Origin of the sequence: Cognataquiflexum rubidum (assembly GCF_022538115.1) — a bacterium.
Classification (GTDB): Bacteria; Bacteroidota; Bacteroidia; order Cytophagales; family Cyclobacteriaceae; genus Cognataquiflexum; species Cognataquiflexum rubidum.
Genome location: NZ_JAKZAL010000007.1, coordinates 188,350 through 203,771 on the forward strand (window position 1 = coordinate 188,350; position 15,422 = coordinate 203,771).

The window sequence follows — 15,422 nt, forward strand, 5'->3', positions numbered from 1 at the left end:
ATTACTTCCCAAAAACAATTTTCACTTAATCAGCTTCCACCTCTTACCTTTCACTTTTAACAATTCAAGTTCTCCACTTTCCACTACACCAAACATCCGTCATCCGACATCGGTCTTTACTTCCAACTTCCATACTTCCCACTTCCAAACTTACCTTTCACCTCTTACCTCTTACTTTTCACCAATAACCAACAACTCAATAACCATCAGCCACTCACCAATTCAAAAGTCTGCTTTCCTATCTCCAATTCCTCATTGGTGGGGACCACCAGAATTTTGACTTTGGATCCTGAAATGTTGATTTCCCGGATGTCTGAACTTCTCTTGGTATTTTTTTCCTGATCCAGATAGATTCCAAAAAACTCCATATCCTGACAGACTGCGGCGCGCATTTCTGCATCATTTTCTCCAATGCCTGCCGTAAAGACAATGGCATCCAAGCCATTCAGCGCAGCGGAAAAAGTGCCGATGTACTTTTGGATCCGGTAAGCATAAAGTTCATAGGCAAGCTTGGCGTCCTCGTTTCCATCCAATATGGCTTGTTTTACATCCCGCATGTCGCTGTATCCGCAAAGTCCCAACAACCCGCTTTTTTTATTCAGGATGTCATTGACTTCTTTGGAAGTATATCCTCGCTCATGGATCAGGTGGAAAATAATGGAAGGATCGATATCCCCGCAGCGTGTTCCCATCACAAGCCCGCCCATCGGACCAAGACCCATGGAATGGTCTATGGATTTGCCGTTCTTAATAGCGGTCATGCTGCTGCCGTTGCCGAGGTGGATGGTGATGATTTTTGGTTCGGAAATATTCAGGTATTCATTGGTTTTGCGGGATACATACTGATGGCTGCTACCATGGAATCCATAGGCACGGATACCTAATTTGGTGTACATTTCCTTTGGAATGGCAAAGCGATAAGCCCTGGGAGGCATGGTTTGGTGGAAAGCGGTATCAAACACAGCTACTTGTTTGGCTAAGGGAAATACCCTTTCGGCAACCGTGATTCCAAGAAGGTTCGGTGGATTGTGTAAAGGCGCCAAGGCAAACAATTCTTCAATAATTTTTTTGACTTCACCGGTAATCAAAGTGGTAGCGGCAAACTGCTCGCCGCCATGGACTACGCGGTGACCGATAGCCTTGACTTCCGACATGTCGGACAAAACCCCTTTTTCGGGGTCTATCAAAAGGGCAGTCACTGCCAAAAGGCCTGCCTCATGGTCTTTGATTTCTTGTTGGAATTTGAATACTTCCTCGGAGCCATGGATATATAATTTGTGGGTCAAAGTGGCATTTTCCAGCCCAATCCTGTCAACCAAGCCACTACATATCGGGGATTCATTAGGCATGTCAAAAAGCTGGTACTTTAGCGAACTGCTGCCTGAGTTCAAAACAAGAATTTTCATTTTCTATGTAACTTAATAACCAATTAACCTAATAACCAATTAACCAATAACCAAATACTTGTACTGAGCGGAGTCGTAATAACCAATAACCAATAACCGATTCTATATTTTCTTCACCTTCAAAGAAGTTCCTTCAGTACTGATCACTTTGATCTTTTCTCCCTGATCGATGAATTCTCCTCTGGAATAAGCATCATAGACTTCATCGTCGATGATGATTTTGCCGCTTGGCATCAACCGGGTGTTTGTAATCCCTTCTTTGCCCAAAAGACTGTTTTCATACACCGAAGAAGTGTAGCCCTCTGTCCGCTGTTGGGTCGTGGCTAAAGCAATGGTCCTGAATGCACCCCATTTATTTACCTTGGGTGCCAAAAAGAAAATCAACGTCAAAGCAGCGATAGCTGCCAGTATCACTGTCAGCAACGCCACAAACAAATCACCTGCCGGAACAAATGAAAAATCAAAAGCATCATTTGGAATCATACCAAGGGTCAGCCCGGTAAGGATGCCGAGTATCCCCAGGATTCCAAAAATGCCAAATCCGGGAATCACAAATATCTCTATCAACAGAAGAATAACTCCAACGATGAAAACAGCGATTTCCCAGTTTTCAGCCAATCCGCTGAGGTAATAAGGGATAAAGTAAAGAATGATGGCAGTAATAGAGGCTGCCAAAGGAAATCCAACTCCGGGGGTCTGCAATTCGAAATATATCCCCGCAAAGATAATGAGGATCAAAAATCCGCTTACGGCAGGATTTAAAAAGACAGAAATTATTGATTCGACTGTGGAAGTCGTTTGCTCGATGATCTCATAATCAGAAACGCCCTGCTTGGCGATGACCTCTTCGATAGAATCGACTTCACCTTCACAAAATCCGTTTTCAATTGCTTCAGAAACAGCAAATGTGATGACCGAGCCTTTTTCACTGATTCCTTCAATTTCGATTTCCTCATCTACCATTGCTTCGGCGATTTTGGGATCTCTTCCTTTTGCTTCGGCAGTACTTCGCATCATGGAGCGCATATAGGATTGGTATTTGTCCGGTGCAGCTTCACCGCCGCCGCCCATGACCACAGTAGCTGCCCCGATGCTTGCTCCGGGAGCCATATAAATGCTGTCGCAGGCGATGGAAATCAATGCCCCTGCTGACGCTGCATCTTTATTGATCCATACGTGAATAGGGATTTCTGACTCGAGAATCATGGTCCGGATATCATCAGCATCATTGACAGCACCTCCGTAGGTATCCATTTCAATGATTATCATAGCAGCGGATTGTTTTTTTGCCTCCTCAAGCGCAAGTTTTACCTTACGGTTCATCCTCGGATCAATATTGTCATCAATTTTAAAAACATATATTTTCTTTTTGTCAGAGGATGAATCGTCCTGGCTAAATACCTTAGATGATTGAAAAACGAAAATCAGGACCAACAAAATTGAAGTTAAAAGGGATTTCATATCATACGCTATTTGAGTTTTGAATATACCAAATATTCCCTTAACAGCCGCAAACACTAATTATATCATTGGTTTGTAAGGGAAATGTATTTTGACTTATTTTAGAACCAAAACAATTCAATTATGATTAATAAATTCAGTTTAGCAGTTTTAGTAATGGCTTTCTTGGGTGCTTTTGCTGCAGTTCAGGCCCAAACGGACCGGTGGCAGCAAAAAGTCAAATACATCATGGATGTCACTATGGATGTAGAGAAGAATATCTATAAGGGAACACAAAAATTACATTATACCAACAATTCGCCCGATACCCTGACAAGGGCATTTTACCATCTCTATTTCAACGCTTTTCAGCCAAACAGCATGATGGATGTCCGTTCACGTACCATTTCTGACCCGGATAGAAGGGTAATGGACAGAATCCAAAAGCTATCTCCTGCAGAAATCGGGATGCTAAAAGTAAATAGTCTAACTATGGATGGAAAAAAGGTGGACTTTGAGCATGTGGAGACCATATTGGAAGTGAATTTAACCAAACCAATCCTTCCGGGACAGACGGTTGTTTTTGATATGGAGTTTGAGGGGCAGGTTCCCCTACAGGTAAGAAGGGCAGGCAGGGACAATGCCGAGGGAATCCGCTATTCCATGTCCCAATGGTACCCCAAAATGGCGGCTTATGATAGGAGAGGATGGCATGCCAATCCCTATGTCGGAAGAGAATTCTATGGCAACTTTGGAGATTTTGATGTGAAAATCACCATTGACAAAACCTACATTCTAGGAGGTACCGGCTACCTTCAAAATGCCAATCAGATCGGTCACGGCTATGAAGACGAAGGAGTGACTGTTCCTGTTGCAAAAGGAAAAAACCTTACTTGGCATTTCACAGCACCCAATGTCCATGATTTTATGTGGGCGGCTGATCCGAATTATACCCACGAAAAAGTAAAAATGGATGATGGTCCAATGGTTCATTTTCTATATGTTAAAAATGATAAAACCAAAGAAAATTGGGCCAAACTCCAAGGATACACCATGGATGCCATCCAATATATGAGCGATAATTTTGGGAAGTATCCTTATGAGCAATTCTCGGTGGTGCAGGGAGGCGACGGAGGTATGGAATACCCGATGTCGACTTTGATCACCGGGCATAGAGGGCTTCAAAGTCTAGTTGGGGTAACAGTGCACGAGCTCATTCACAGCTGGTATTACGGTGTTCTTGGTTTTAATGAATCTTCAGAACCTTGGTTGGATGAAGGATTTACCACTTGGGGTACAAGTGTGGTGATGGATGCTGTTTTTAAAAAGGAAGATAAATTTGTTCAGAATGGGGCATATACTTCCTACTTCAGGTTAGCCAAAGCCGGATATGAAGAGCCCTTGACCACACATGGTGATCACTATAACCTCAATTCTGCTTATGGACCTGGTACTTATAATAAAGGAGCAGTTTTCGTGGAGCAGTTGGCATATGTTATCGGAAAGGAAAATTTTGATAAAGCCATGCTGCGGCTATGGAATGACTGGAAATATATGCACCCTAATGGCCATGACGTCATCAGGGTGATGGAAAAAACAAGCGGATTGGAGTTGGATTGGTATTATGATTACTTCATCGCTTCGACCAAGACCATTGATTATGGAGTCAAATCTGTGGAAGGAGTGGACAACCAAACCAAAATAACTTTGGAAAGGGTGGGTTTAATGCCAATGCCTTTGGACGTTGTCGTCACTTATACCGACGGATCGCAGGAAATGATTTATCTGCCTTTGGTGATCCAAAGAGGAAACAAACCTGAAGAAAAGGGAATGCCGGCAAGGGCAATGACCGTAAGATGGCCATGGACAAATTATTCCCAGGAGGTTCAGCTTGACAGACCGATTTCTTCTATCAAATCTGTGGAAATAGATCCAAGCCTGAGGTTGGCTGATGTCAACAGGGCGAATAATAAATTGGATGTCAGTACTTTAATAGAAAAGAAATAACAAAAAAGCCTTCAAAAGAATCAACTTTTGAAGGCTTTTTTATTGATAATAATCCATAAAAAAAGGTGCTGTTTGGCACCTTTTTTTATTTTTGAATTATTCTGCGTTTTTCTTCTCTTGAACTTCGGTACGGATTTCCTGTGCCAAGTTTTTAAGATCCTGCATACCCTTTCTTACACGGGTACCAGCAGCTTGATTGCCTTTGTCATAGAATTTTTCAAAATCTCCTTCAAGTCCAAGGACGAGATCTTTTAGTTCGCTAAATCTGCTCATATTAAAAGTCAGTTTTTAAGGTTGATGATAAGTTTATTTGTGCGGTCAATATAGCTAAATTGTTTATAAAACAACACAACAAAGCCCTTTTTTGCCTTTAATTATTCACCAAAAGACATCGCCATTTCAGTATTTCTGTAATAACCGCTTGTTAGTTTGTCTTTTACGGCTTCGAAGGCTGCAATTGTTTCATTTACGTCATCGATGGTATGTACAGCCGTAGGGATCAATCTGAGGATGATCATGCCTTTTGGAATTACAGGATAAATGACCACTGAGCAGAAAATGTTATAATTTTCTCTCAAGTCTCTTGTCAAAGTTGCCGCTTCACCGACGGTTCCGTTAAGGACTACCGGAGTAACAGGGGAGTTTGATTTTCCTGTGCTGAATCCTTTTTCTTTCAATCCGTTTCTCAAAGCATGGACGATTTTCCAAAGGTTTTCTTTCAATTCGGGTTTGGTTCTGATCAAATCCAATCTCTTCAAAGCTCCTTCTACCAAAAGCATCGGCAATGATTTTGCAAAAATCTGTGACCTCATATTGTATTTGAGGAATTGGATGACATGTTTTTCTCCCGCAATAAATGCTCCGATAGATGCCATTGACTTAGCAAAAGTGGAGAAATATAAATCTATCTGATCCTGTACTCCTTGCTCTTCACCGGCACCTGCGCCTGTTTTACCCAAAGTTCCGAATCCATGTGCATCGTCTACCAATAATCTGAATTCATATTTTTCCTTCAATGCCACGATATCAGCAAGTCTGCCCTGATCACCGGTCATGCCAAATACACCTTCTGTAATTACAAGTACCCCGCCTCCGGTTTCTTCAGCGAGCTTGGTAGCCCGCTGCAATTGTTTCTCGCAGCTTTCTATATCATTGTGTGGAAACACATATCTTTTACCTAAATGCATTCTCAACGCATCGATGATGCAGGCATGGCATTCGCTGTCATATACGACTACATCTTTTCTATCCAAAATAGAATCGATGACGGACATGATACCTTGGTATCCGTAATTGAGCAGGTAAGCGCTTTCTTTGCCAACAAAAGCCGCAAGTTCTCTTTCCAACAGCTCGTGAAGGTCTGTTTGTCCCGACATCATTCTAGCGCCCATAGGATAAGCTGCTCCCCACTTCGCAGCAGCATCTGCATCAGCTTTTCTCACTTCGGGATGGTTGGCGAGACCCAAGTAGTTGTTTAGACTCCAGGTCAAGACTTCTTTTCCCTTAAATCTCATCCTCGGGGCGATTTCTCCTTCTAATTTTGGAAATGCGAAATAGCCTTCTGCTAGCTCAGAGTGCTTGCCCAAAGGGCCAAGGTTGGTTTGTAATTTTGCGAATAAATCCAAGGCTAAATTCTTTTAGGTTTTACAAATTTGTGTATGGATATGACATCCATTAAATCGGGCAAAACTAACACAAATAGTCCATCCTTGCAAAAATCCAATTCCAAAACAAATATTCTTTTACTAACTCACATTAATTTACTTACTTCGCAGGACAAGTTTTTTAAAAGAAATAAACCCAATTATGCATAAAATCAAGAAGCTTTTGGTAGCTAACCGTGGAGAAATAAGCCTTCGGATCATGCGAACAGCCAAAGAAATGGGTATAAAAACGGTTGCTGTGTATAGCGAAGCTGACCGTAATTCTCCCCACGTCAAATTTGCAGATGAAGCAGTCTGCCTCGGACCTCCGCCGTCTAAACAATCGTATCTTTTGGGGGACAAAATCATCGAAGTGAGCAAAGAGATGGGAGTGGATGCAATCCATCCCGGCTATGGCTTTTTGTCTGAGAATGCGGCTTTTGCCAAAAAAGTGACAGATGCTAGGATCATTTTTGTCGGGCCATCCCCCGAATCGATAGAGGTGATGGGTAGCAAACTTGCAGCCAAAAATGCAGTTTTGAAATACGGAATACCAATGGTACCGGGTACTGACCATGCCATCAGTGACATTCCTGCGGCAAAACAAAAAGCCAAAGAAGTAGGCTACCCCATTTTGATCAAAGCAAGCGCGGGAGGTGGTGGCAAGGGCATGCGGATCGTAGAAGAGGAATCGGAATTTGAAGAACAGATGCTCCGCGCTATTTCTGAAGCCCAATCCTCTTTTGGGGATGGGGCTGTTTTTATAGAAAAGTATATTACCTCACCCCGACATATAGAAATACAGGTTTTGGGAGACCAACACGGCGATGTTGTTTATTTGTTTGAAAGAGAGTGTTCTATCCAAAGAAGACATCAAAAGGTAATCGAAGAAGCGCCATCGGCAGTTGTTTCTCCTGAGATGAGAAAGGCCATGGGAGAAGCGGCCGTCATGGTGGCCAAAGCATGTGATTATTATGGTGCGGGCACAGTAGAATTTATAGTAGACGAAAACCTCGATTTTTATTTCCTTGAAATGAATACGAGACTTCAGGTCGAGCATCCTGTGACAGAAATGATTACGGGGAAAGACCTGGTACAAGAACAAATCTGGGTGGCTGAGGGAAGACCCCTTTCTTTCAAACAGGAAGATTTGAAAATCAATGGTCACTCTCTTGAGATTAGGGTCTATGCTGAAGATCCAAGGAATAATTTTCTCCCGGATATCGGCAAACTTCAAACTTATATCAGGCCACAAGGCCCCGGCATACGTGTCGACGATGGATTCGAAGAAGGCATGGATATTCCTATTTATTATGACCCGATGATATCCAAACTGATTGTCCATGACGAGAGCAGGGAAAAAGCCATTCAGAGAATGATCAGGGCGATAGATGACTATCAGATTACGGGTATTGAGACTACTTTGGGATTTTGCCGGTTTGTATTGGAGCATCATGCTTTCAAATCAGGCGGTTTTGACACCAAGTTTGTTGAGAAATATTTTTCACCGGACAAGTTAGACATCCAATGGGATGATGAGGAACTGATTTTATTGGCAGGCTTGGCAATAGAAATTTTTGAAAAAAATAAGTCCAGCCTTAAAGATTCCCAAAGCAGCCAATTGGCAGGAAGCAAAACAAACTGGAAAAACAGGTTGATCTGATGGCTGAAATTCTACCGATTAAGGCCTGGCGTTACCAAGAAAGTTTCAAAGACAGGATGGAAGATTTGATCTCTCCATTGTTTGATGTTGTTTCCAAAAAGCAAAGGCAGGCTCTATATGAAAACCCTTTCAACAGTATTCACCTTTCTGTTCCTTTGGGTGACCATCCGGCCCTTTCGGCCAAAGTGATACTTGAAAAATGGAAACAGAAAGGAGTGATTTTCCAGGATCAGATACCCGGAATCTATGTTTATTACCAATATTTCAAGTTGCCCGGGGAAGAAAAAGAATCCTGTAGAAAAGGTTTTATCGCCCAGATCAAAGCGTACGACTGGCATGAAGGTGTGGTGCTGCGCCATGAAAACACCATTCCCAAATCTGTCAATGACCGGGTGGAAATGTTAAAATCCACGCAGTTTCAGCCCAGTCCTACCCATGGATTATATGAAGACCCGATGCATCTGCTCGAACCTTTCTTGGATGAAGCGATTCAAGATCCAATCTATGATGTGGAAGATTACCAAGGAGTAAGGGAGGTTTTGTCTGTGATTCATGACCTCCCCACCATCAGGGTTTTCTTAGAATTGATCGAGTCAAAATCCATTATTCTTGCAGATGGGCATCATAGGTATGAGGCGGCGATTAAATACAGAAATGATATGATTGCTTCAAATCCTGATCATCAAGGAGATGAAGCATACAATTACCATTTGATGTATTTTACCAATGCACATTCCAAGGACTTAAGAATCCTTCCTACTCACCGCCTATTCACAGGAAATTTATCCTCAGAAAATGAAATTCTCAAAAAAGCAGATGAGTGGTTTACTATTAAAAAAGTATTTGACTCGGATGAGATTTCTGAATTGATCCTGCATAAGCAGTGGGCATTTGGCTTGGTGTTCAAAGATAGCGCTTACAAAATCAGGCTTAAACCTGAAAAATTCGAGGAATTTGATTTGGACCTTCCCGAAGTGGTCAAGTCGGTAGATCTGATGGTGTTACATTACTTTTTCATTCAGAAAGTATTGGGGATAGATATGGAAACCCAAAGGTTTTCAGACAACATTGAGTATGAGCGCAACCTGCGAAGATGTGTAGGAAGGGTGGGAGAGGGTTCAGCGGATTTTGCAGTGATAACCAAAGAAGTCTCGATGACCCAAGTGTTGGAAGTTTGTAAAACAGGATTTATGATGCCCCAAAAATCTACCTATTTCTATCCAAAAACAGTATCGGGTTTATTGTTTGCTTCTGTTGATGAACAGGAATTCAAATTTCCATACCAAGCATTTCGGCCATGATAGACTTAGGTGCAAAAAAGCTCATTCTCGCTTCCCAATCCCCAAGAAGGAAAGAATTGCTTAAGGGATTGGGGATTGATTTTGAAGTCAGGACAAAAAATACCAACGAGGATTTTCCCGAGGACCTTGATCCTTCTGAAGTTGCGGGTTTCCTGTCTGAAAAAAAAGCAACAGCTTTTGCCCAAGAAATCGGACCTGAGGATCTTGTACTTACTTCGGACACGGTGGTGATTCTTGATGGTAAGATTTTGGGAAAACCTGTGGATAAGCAGGAAGCTTTTGAAATGCTCTCCCGATTATCAGGCAAAACACATTTGGTCACGACTGCGATCACATTTTTATCCACAGATAAAAAAATCACCCTTTCAGATACAGCAAAGGTTCATTTTAAAGAATTATCCGAACAAGAAATTGACTATTATATTTCCAATTTTAAGCCATTTGATAAAGCTGGGGCTTATGGTATTCAGGAATGGATAGGATTTGTCGGGGTTGAAAAAATGGAAGGCTCCTATTTTACTGTCATGGGATTACCTATACACCTCGTGTACAATGTGTTGAAAAAGTGGTAAAAAAAAACTCCCACAAATGATATCTGCGGGAGTTTGGTAGTTATGGAAAATGAAGTAATTATTTTTTAACAGGAGTCAAATCCGCCTTATCAACTTTTTTGATGGGATCATTGTCTTTGAGTTGTTTGGAAACAACAAAGTATGGACCTGAGATGATTTCCTGACCTTCTTTTAGTCCTTCCAAAACTTCAATATTGTCAAAGTCAGAGATACCGGTCTTGATTTCAGTCTGTTTTGCTCGGTTGTTTTCGATGATAAAGACCAACTCTTTAGCTTTTGTTCCTTCAGGATTTTTCGCAGTAGAATCTTCTCTTGTAGTCACCGCAGCCAAAGGGACAGCGAGTACATTGTCCTTCTTTTGGGTAATGATATCCACACTTGCTGTCATTCCGGGACGGAAAGGATATTTCATTTTCTCGGTGATCAGGTCAGCATATGATTCATTCAAGATTCTGATTTTGACCTCAAACTCCGTCACTGCATCTACACTTGCTTTGGTGTTTGCTGAGTTGGCAATGGAAGTTACCACGCCTTTGAATTTCTTTCCTGCAAAAGAATAAGAATCCACATCGATGATGGTGGTATCTCCTTTGCTGATCCTGACAATGTCATTTTCGTTGACATTGACACGGACTTCCATTTTGTTCAAATCTGCCAATCTCAACATTTCAGTTCCTGCCATTTGCGCAGTACCTACTACTCTTTCGCCTTTTTCAACCAAAAGCTGAGAAACAACACCGCTGAATGGAGAATAAACATTGGTCAACCTGAGGTTTTCAGAGGCCTCATTTACTGTAGCTTGAGAGCTTTTTACAATGTATTCCGCTGCGATTACTTGTTGTTTGGCGGCATCTAAATCATTTTGGGCAGTGAGGAAAGTGGATTGGATCTGTTCCCAATCAGAATCTGAAATCACCTTGTCTTTATGGAGCTTTTCATTTCTTTTGAACTCCAGATCGGCCCTTACATATTGTGCCTCTGATCTTTTGAGGTTTGCTTTGGATTGGGCAAGGTTGGCCATATTTTGGTTGAGATTTGCCTTGGACCTATCAAGTGCGGAGATAAAATTGTCTGGACGGATTTTGACCAAAAGATCCCCGATTTTAACAGAATCACCTTCCAAAACATTGAGTTCAATGATTTCCCCGGCTACATCAGGACTGAGTTTTACTTCCGTTTCAGGTTCGATTACGCCTGAGGCACTCACTTTTTCGATGATAGAAACTTTCTTAGCCGTTGATGTTTCTACACTCGTTTCCTTTTCGCCACCGATCCATCCTGCGGACCGTCCGATGATCGCGAATATGATGACTACTGCCAGAACTCCTAAAAGGATATAAATAAGCTTATTTGACTTTTTCTTTGCCATTTTGATTTTGGTATTTTATTAAAGTTTGAGTGGGTTTCCTAGGTAAAAATCCAAGACTTTTACTCTGAATATATACGTGTACTTGGCAGTAACCAAGTCTGCCTGTGCATTGAAGAAATTATTTTGTGCCAATTGGAAATCAGCAAAATTGATCGCACCTGCATCAAAGCGCTGCTGTGAAATCCTGAATGCTTCTTCCAAAGAAGATACTCTAATCAATGAGGCTTGGTATGATTGCCTGGCTGCATAGGCACTTGTATAAGCACTTTCTATGTCCTGTCTGAGTTGGTTCACTGTCTCCACTTCCTGGATTTGACTCAGTCTTTTTTGCAATTTTGCCCTTTGGACATTTGCCCTGTTTCTCAAATTGGAAAATATGGGAATGTTCAATTGCAAATTTCCGGAGTAGGAAAAATTGTTTCCTATTTGCGTAGCAAAACCATCTCTTACACCGAAAAAATTTGGTTGATCAATATAGTTCGAAAAGGCACTTCCCCCAATGCCAAGGGTAGGGAAAAACCCGCCCTGTGCTAGCCTAATTCCAACTTCAGCGCTTTCAACACCAAGTTCTGCAGCTTTGATTTCAGGCATCAATGCAAGTGCACTTTCAAAGACTTCATCTACTTCCTTGTCCGCCATAGAATATTCCTCTGCTTCCAGTTCAGGAATGACAATATCAAAATTATCATTGAAAGGAATCTGCATGGCCTGTGAAAGGTTCAGCTTTGCAATCCGCAGATTGTTGGTGGCATTGATTACTTCCAATTCATTGGTAGCATTTTGTGCCTGTATGTCCAACTTGTTGGCCAAAGGAAGCGATCCAGCATCTACCAATTTGGTGGTATTTGCAAGTTGTTCTTTAGTGCTTGCCAATTGATTTTGGGCGATTTTCAATTGTTCTGAATTGAAAACAACATTTATGAAGAAATTGACAACATTTAGTGTAATGGTGTTTTCAGTGGCCAAAACATTGTACTGTGCCGCTTCAATGTCGATTTTATTTTGCTGGATAGAGTTGGTGATTTGTTGACCGGCAAAAATAGTAAAATTGGAGCTTGAGAATAAGTTTATATTTCCTATTCGGTTGTTTTCAAACAAGTTGGTAACAGGGTTAATAGAACGACCCCATCTGTATCCGGAACTTGCGCCTGTATTCCAGGTAGGAATACGCTGTCCTTTATTTTCAATCAGGTTTGCTTCTGTAATTCCAAGATTTGTCTGGCTGCGCTGAAGGGCCAGGTTGTTTTCCAGTGCGATTTCAATACAGGTTTCCAGATCTAATCTACTGAAATCCACATCTTGGGCATAGGTGGAGGAAAATGTAAGCAGCAAAAAAGCAACTGCTGTTAGGTAATGTTTTTTCATCGTGGGTTAATCAATATCAGGTATGTAAATTAATTCTTTGATCCAGGTAAGGCTATTTAAGTAAGCTATGGTCGTTGGTCTGATTCCGCTGTCCATTTCAATCACATGGCAGGCAATGTCATTTTTTCCTTTTCTCGAAACAGACATCGTCGCAATATTGGTTTTTTCTTGGGCGATAACACTGGAAATGAAAGCGATTGCCCCCGACACGTCCTCTGCTTTGATGATCAAAGTATGGGATTGGGCTGAGAAATTGGCATTAAAACCATCAATTTCAGCAATATTGATCACTCCGCCTCCCAAACTTTCACCTATGACCTCCACTTTCCTATCTCCTTTGTTAAGGTTCAGTTTGATGGTATTGGGATGGTAGACAGAGGCATTGCCAATGGACTTAAAGCTAAATTCCAAACCTTTCTCTGCGGCTAGATCAAATGATACCTTGATATTGGCATCATCTGTTTTGAAATCCAAAAGCCCTCCTATGATGGCTTTGTCACTTCCGTGGCCCTCGTAAGTCCTCGCAAATGAATTGTAAAAAGTGATGGTTGCAAAATCCGGAATTCCCCCGAGTACTCTTATGGCTGCCCGTGCTATTCGGACTACTCCGGCAGTATGGGAAGAGGATGGACCTATCATTACCGGACCTATCATATCAAAAATACCACTTTTTGTTCCCATGGAAAAATCAAGTTTCAATTAGCATGCTAAAGTAAGAAGGATTTTAATTTGAAAAAGAAATTTTCAGGAAGTTTGCCTCTATTAAGGATTAAATCATCATTATTTAATTATTTTTAACGCTTCTTAATAATAACAAAAATCTATTTTGTTCAATAATGAACAGTCCTATGGTCGGATTTGATACAATTTCTCTTTATAAACACCCGGACGGAATTTGGGCTGATGGAGCGGATGAATTTCACAATCGGGGATTTTTATTTGGAGATGGACTTTTTGAGACAATGGTTTTTGTAAAAGGTAGAATCAGGTTTGCTAATCACCATAATGACAGGCTTGTTTCTGGTATGAGGACTTTGTATTTGGAGGAAAATGGGCTTTCGGAATTAAGTGAAATAGAAGTTCTCCTCAATGAAATATGGGGGGATAAAAAAAGCCTGCGTGTAAGATGGAATGTTTACAGGGCTGGTTTGGGAAAATACACACCTGAAACCAATACAGTCATCGAAAGTCTACAAATCCATTCTTTCCAACCTGCTCCAAAGCTAAAAGAAAAAGCCTGTTTCAGTCAAAATATCCATATCCAAAAAACTCCTTGGAGCCATTGTAAGACATTGAGTGCCTTGCCCTATGTCATGGCCAATCAGGAAAGGAAGTCCAAAGGATTAGACGAAGTCATATTGACTACACCTGATGGGTTTATCAGCGAAGCAGGAGCCTCTAATTTATTTTGGGTAAGGAGCGGCCATTATTTCACACCGTCTTTGGAGACGGGTTGTATTGCGGGTGTAGGTAGAAGTAAGATTCTTGATTACCTGGGAGAAAACAACATTCCTTTTTCAGAAGGTCTGTTTAAAATGGAAGATTTGTTAAAGGCCGATCAAATATTGACTAGCAACGTGACGGGTATCAGCTATCTCCAATCACTTGAAAACAAAAACCTTGATACCCATCGAGAAAAAGGTTTGGATTCAATCTTTGAACTTAATTAATCCGGATTTTTTTAACTACTCAAATGGCAACTGCCGCCTTGATATGTGGATGTGGATCGTAATTGAGCAATTCAAAATCCTCATATTCAAAGGCAAAAATATCCTTTACGAGAGGGTTTATCTTCATTATCGGGAGCGGTCGCAATTCTCTGCTAAGTTGCAAATGGGTTTGTTCTATATGGTTGCTGTAAAGGTGGGCATCTCCAAAAGTATGGACAAAATCACCTGGCTCGAGGTCACAAACCTGGGCTACCATCATGGTAAATAATGCATAAGAGGCAATATTGAAGGGTACTCCTAAAAACACATCAGCACTTCTTTGGTATAGTTGGCAGGAAAGCTTGCCGTCTGCCACGTAGAATTGGAACAAAGTATGGCAGGGAGGAAGTGCCATGTGGTCCACATCTGCCACGTTCCAAGCACTGACGATGTGCCTACGGCTGTCAGGCTTGGTTTTGATCTGATGGATCAGGTTTTTGATCTGATCGATTTCTCCGCCTTTTCCATCCGGCCAATGTCTCCACTGATATCCATAGACGGGCCCCAAGTCACCATTTTCATCCGCCCATTCATCCCATATACTGACTTTGTTTTCATTGAGGTATTTGATGTTGCTATCACCTTTGAGAAACCAAAGCAACTCGATGATAATGGATCGGAGGTGGAGCTTTTTGGTAGTCACCACAGGAAAACCATCTGCAAGATTGAAGCGCATCTGATACCCAAAAACGCTGATCGTTCCGGTACCGGTCCGGTCTGTTTTTTTTACACCATTGTCCAAAATGTGCTGCATCAAATCATGGTATTGCTTCATAACAAAAGGGGGATTTTTATTGTCGGCAAGATAGGAAGATAAGTAAAAATAGGAAAGGAGGATTTTGCTTTTAATTGTCGAATCTGAATTTTAATCCTGCGGACTCCATTTTTGCACTAAGCCGAGTTGGTACTTTTTGGCGAAGAGCCATTATCAAACCATTACTTTTTTA

The 15,422-nt window shown here is 41.5% G+C and carries 13 protein-coding genes; 5 read left to right on the forward strand and 8 right to left on the reverse strand.

Going from position 1 to position 15,422, the window contains the following annotated elements:
- Positions 1-206: 206 nt before the first annotated feature.
- Positions 207-1,406: an acetate/propionate family kinase gene (locus tag MMU05_RS10020; RefSeq protein ID WP_241141539.1), complete on the reverse strand. Its 1,200-nt coding sequence runs from the start codon at positions 1,404-1,406 to the stop codon at positions 207-209.
- A 102-nt stretch (positions 1,407-1,508) separates the two neighbouring features.
- The gene (locus MMU05_RS10025) at positions 1,509-2,867 is read right to left on the reverse strand and encodes an NfeD family protein (RefSeq protein ID WP_241141540.1); all 1,359 of its coding nucleotides are present in this window, start codon (positions 2,865-2,867) and stop codon (positions 1,509-1,511) included.
- 123 nt (positions 2,868-2,990) lie between these two features.
- On the opposite strand from MMU05_RS10025, the gene MMU05_RS10030 reads away from it, so the two are divergent.
- A complete protein-coding gene (locus tag MMU05_RS10030) occupies positions 2,991-4,853 on the forward strand; it encodes a M1 family metallopeptidase (RefSeq protein ID WP_241141541.1) in 1,863 nt (620 codons plus the stop codon).
- Between the two features lie 96 nt (positions 4,854-4,949).
- On the opposite strand, the gene MMU05_RS10035 is transcribed toward MMU05_RS10030, so the two are convergent.
- Complete coding sequence (locus tag MMU05_RS10035; protein WP_241141542.1) at positions 4,950-5,126, reverse strand: histone H1; 177 nt, start codon at positions 5,124-5,126, stop codon at positions 4,950-4,952.
- A gap of 101 nt (positions 5,127-5,227) precedes the next feature.
- Positions 5,228-6,478, reverse strand: a complete 1,251-nt coding sequence (locus tag MMU05_RS10040; RefSeq protein ID WP_241141543.1) for an aminotransferase class I/II-fold pyridoxal phosphate-dependent enzyme — start codon at positions 6,476-6,478, stop codon at positions 5,228-5,230.
- A gap of 181 nt (positions 6,479-6,659) precedes the next feature.
- Here MMU05_RS10040 and accC point away from each other — a divergent pair, with 181 nt between their 5' ends.
- From accC to MMU05_RS10055, 3 genes are read left to right on the forward strand one after another with little or no spacing between them, the layout of a single operon-like run.
- Positions 6,660-8,159: an acetyl-CoA carboxylase biotin carboxylase subunit gene (accC, locus tag MMU05_RS10045; RefSeq protein WP_241141544.1), complete on the forward strand. Its 1,500-nt coding sequence runs from the start codon at positions 6,660-6,662 to the stop codon at positions 8,157-8,159.
- Positions 8,159-9,460 (forward strand): DUF1015 domain-containing protein, encoded by a 1,302-nt coding sequence (locus MMU05_RS10050; protein ID WP_241141545.1) that lies wholly within the window; start codon positions 8,159-8,161, stop codon positions 9,458-9,460. Before accC ends, MMU05_RS10050 begins: the two co-directional genes overlap by 1 nt.
- The gene (locus tag MMU05_RS10055; RefSeq protein WP_241141546.1) at positions 9,457-10,032 is read left to right on the forward strand and encodes a Maf-like protein; all 576 of its coding nucleotides are present in this window, start codon (positions 9,457-9,459) and stop codon (positions 10,030-10,032) included. Before MMU05_RS10050 ends, MMU05_RS10055 begins: the two co-directional genes overlap by 4 nt.
- 58 nt (positions 10,033-10,090) lie before the next feature.
- On the opposite strand, the gene MMU05_RS10060 is transcribed toward MMU05_RS10055, so the two are convergent.
- The 3 genes from MMU05_RS10060 to sdaAB are packed head-to-tail and all read right to left on the reverse strand — an operon-like array spanning position 10,091 to position 13,447.
- Positions 10,091-11,401 carry an efflux RND transporter periplasmic adaptor subunit gene (locus MMU05_RS10060; RefSeq protein ID WP_241141547.1) on the reverse strand — a complete coding sequence of 437 codons (1,311 nt, stop codon included), beginning with the start codon at positions 11,399-11,401 and terminating at the stop codon, positions 10,091-10,093.
- An 18-nt stretch (positions 11,402-11,419) separates the two neighbouring features.
- Positions 11,420-12,766 (reverse strand): TolC family protein, encoded by a 1,347-nt coding sequence (locus MMU05_RS10065; RefSeq protein WP_241141548.1) that lies wholly within the window; start codon positions 12,764-12,766, stop codon positions 11,420-11,422.
- Between the two features lie 6 nt (positions 12,767-12,772).
- The gene (sdaAB, locus tag MMU05_RS10070) at positions 12,773-13,447 is read right to left on the reverse strand and encodes an L-serine ammonia-lyase, iron-sulfur-dependent subunit beta (RefSeq protein ID WP_241141549.1); all 675 of its coding nucleotides are present in this window, start codon (positions 13,445-13,447) and stop codon (positions 12,773-12,775) included.
- Positions 13,448-13,602: 155 nt separating this feature from the next.
- On the opposite strand from sdaAB, the gene MMU05_RS10075 reads away from it, so the two are divergent.
- The gene (locus MMU05_RS10075) at positions 13,603-14,436 is read left to right on the forward strand and encodes an aminotransferase class IV (RefSeq protein WP_241141550.1); all 834 of its coding nucleotides are present in this window, start codon (positions 13,603-13,605) and stop codon (positions 14,434-14,436) included.
- Positions 14,437-14,455: 19 nt separating this feature from the next.
- Here MMU05_RS10075 and MMU05_RS10080 read toward each other — a convergent pair whose 3' ends face one another.
- A complete protein-coding gene (locus MMU05_RS10080; RefSeq protein WP_241141551.1) occupies positions 14,456-15,250 on the reverse strand; it encodes a thymidylate synthase in 795 nt (264 codons plus the stop codon).
- Positions 15,251-15,422: the final 172 nt, after the last annotated feature.

Coding starts and splice junctions, on each gene's coding strand:
- sdaAB (WP_241141549.1), bottom strand. CDS start 13,447: ATGGGAACAAAAAGTGGTATTTTTGATATGATAGGTCCGGTAATGATA.
- MMU05_RS10065 (WP_241141548.1), bottom strand. CDS start 12,766: ATGAAAAAACATTACCTAACAGCAGTTGCTTTTTTGCTGCTTACATTT.
- MMU05_RS10035 (WP_241141542.1), bottom strand. CDS start 5,126: ATGAGCAGATTTAGCGAACTAAAAGATCTCGTCCTTGGACTTGAAGGA.
- MMU05_RS10050 (WP_241141545.1), top strand. CDS start 8,159: ATGGCTGAAATTCTACCGATTAAGGCCTGGCGTTACCAAGAAAGTTTC.
- MMU05_RS10060 (WP_241141547.1), bottom strand. CDS start 11,401: ATGGCAAAGAAAAAGTCAAATAAGCTTATTTATATCCTTTTAGGAGTT.
- MMU05_RS10055 (WP_241141546.1), top strand. CDS start 9,457: ATGATAGACTTAGGTGCAAAAAAGCTCATTCTCGCTTCCCAATCCCCA.
- MMU05_RS10025 (WP_241141540.1), bottom strand. CDS start 2,867: ATGAAATCCCTTTTAACTTCAATTTTGTTGGTCCTGATTTTCGTTTTT.
- MMU05_RS10080 (WP_241141551.1), bottom strand. CDS start 15,250: ATGAAGCAATACCATGATTTGATGCAGCACATTTTGGACAATGGTGTA.
- MMU05_RS10075 (WP_241141550.1), top strand. CDS start 13,603: ATGAACAGTCCTATGGTCGGATTTGATACAATTTCTCTTTATAAACAC.
- MMU05_RS10030 (WP_241141541.1), top strand. CDS start 2,991: ATGATTAATAAATTCAGTTTAGCAGTTTTAGTAATGGCTTTCTTGGGT.
- MMU05_RS10020 (WP_241141539.1), bottom strand. CDS start 1,406: ATGAAAATTCTTGTTTTGAACTCAGGCAGCAGTTCGCTAAAGTACCAG.
- accC (WP_241141544.1), top strand. CDS start 6,660: ATGCATAAAATCAAGAAGCTTTTGGTAGCTAACCGTGGAGAAATAAGC.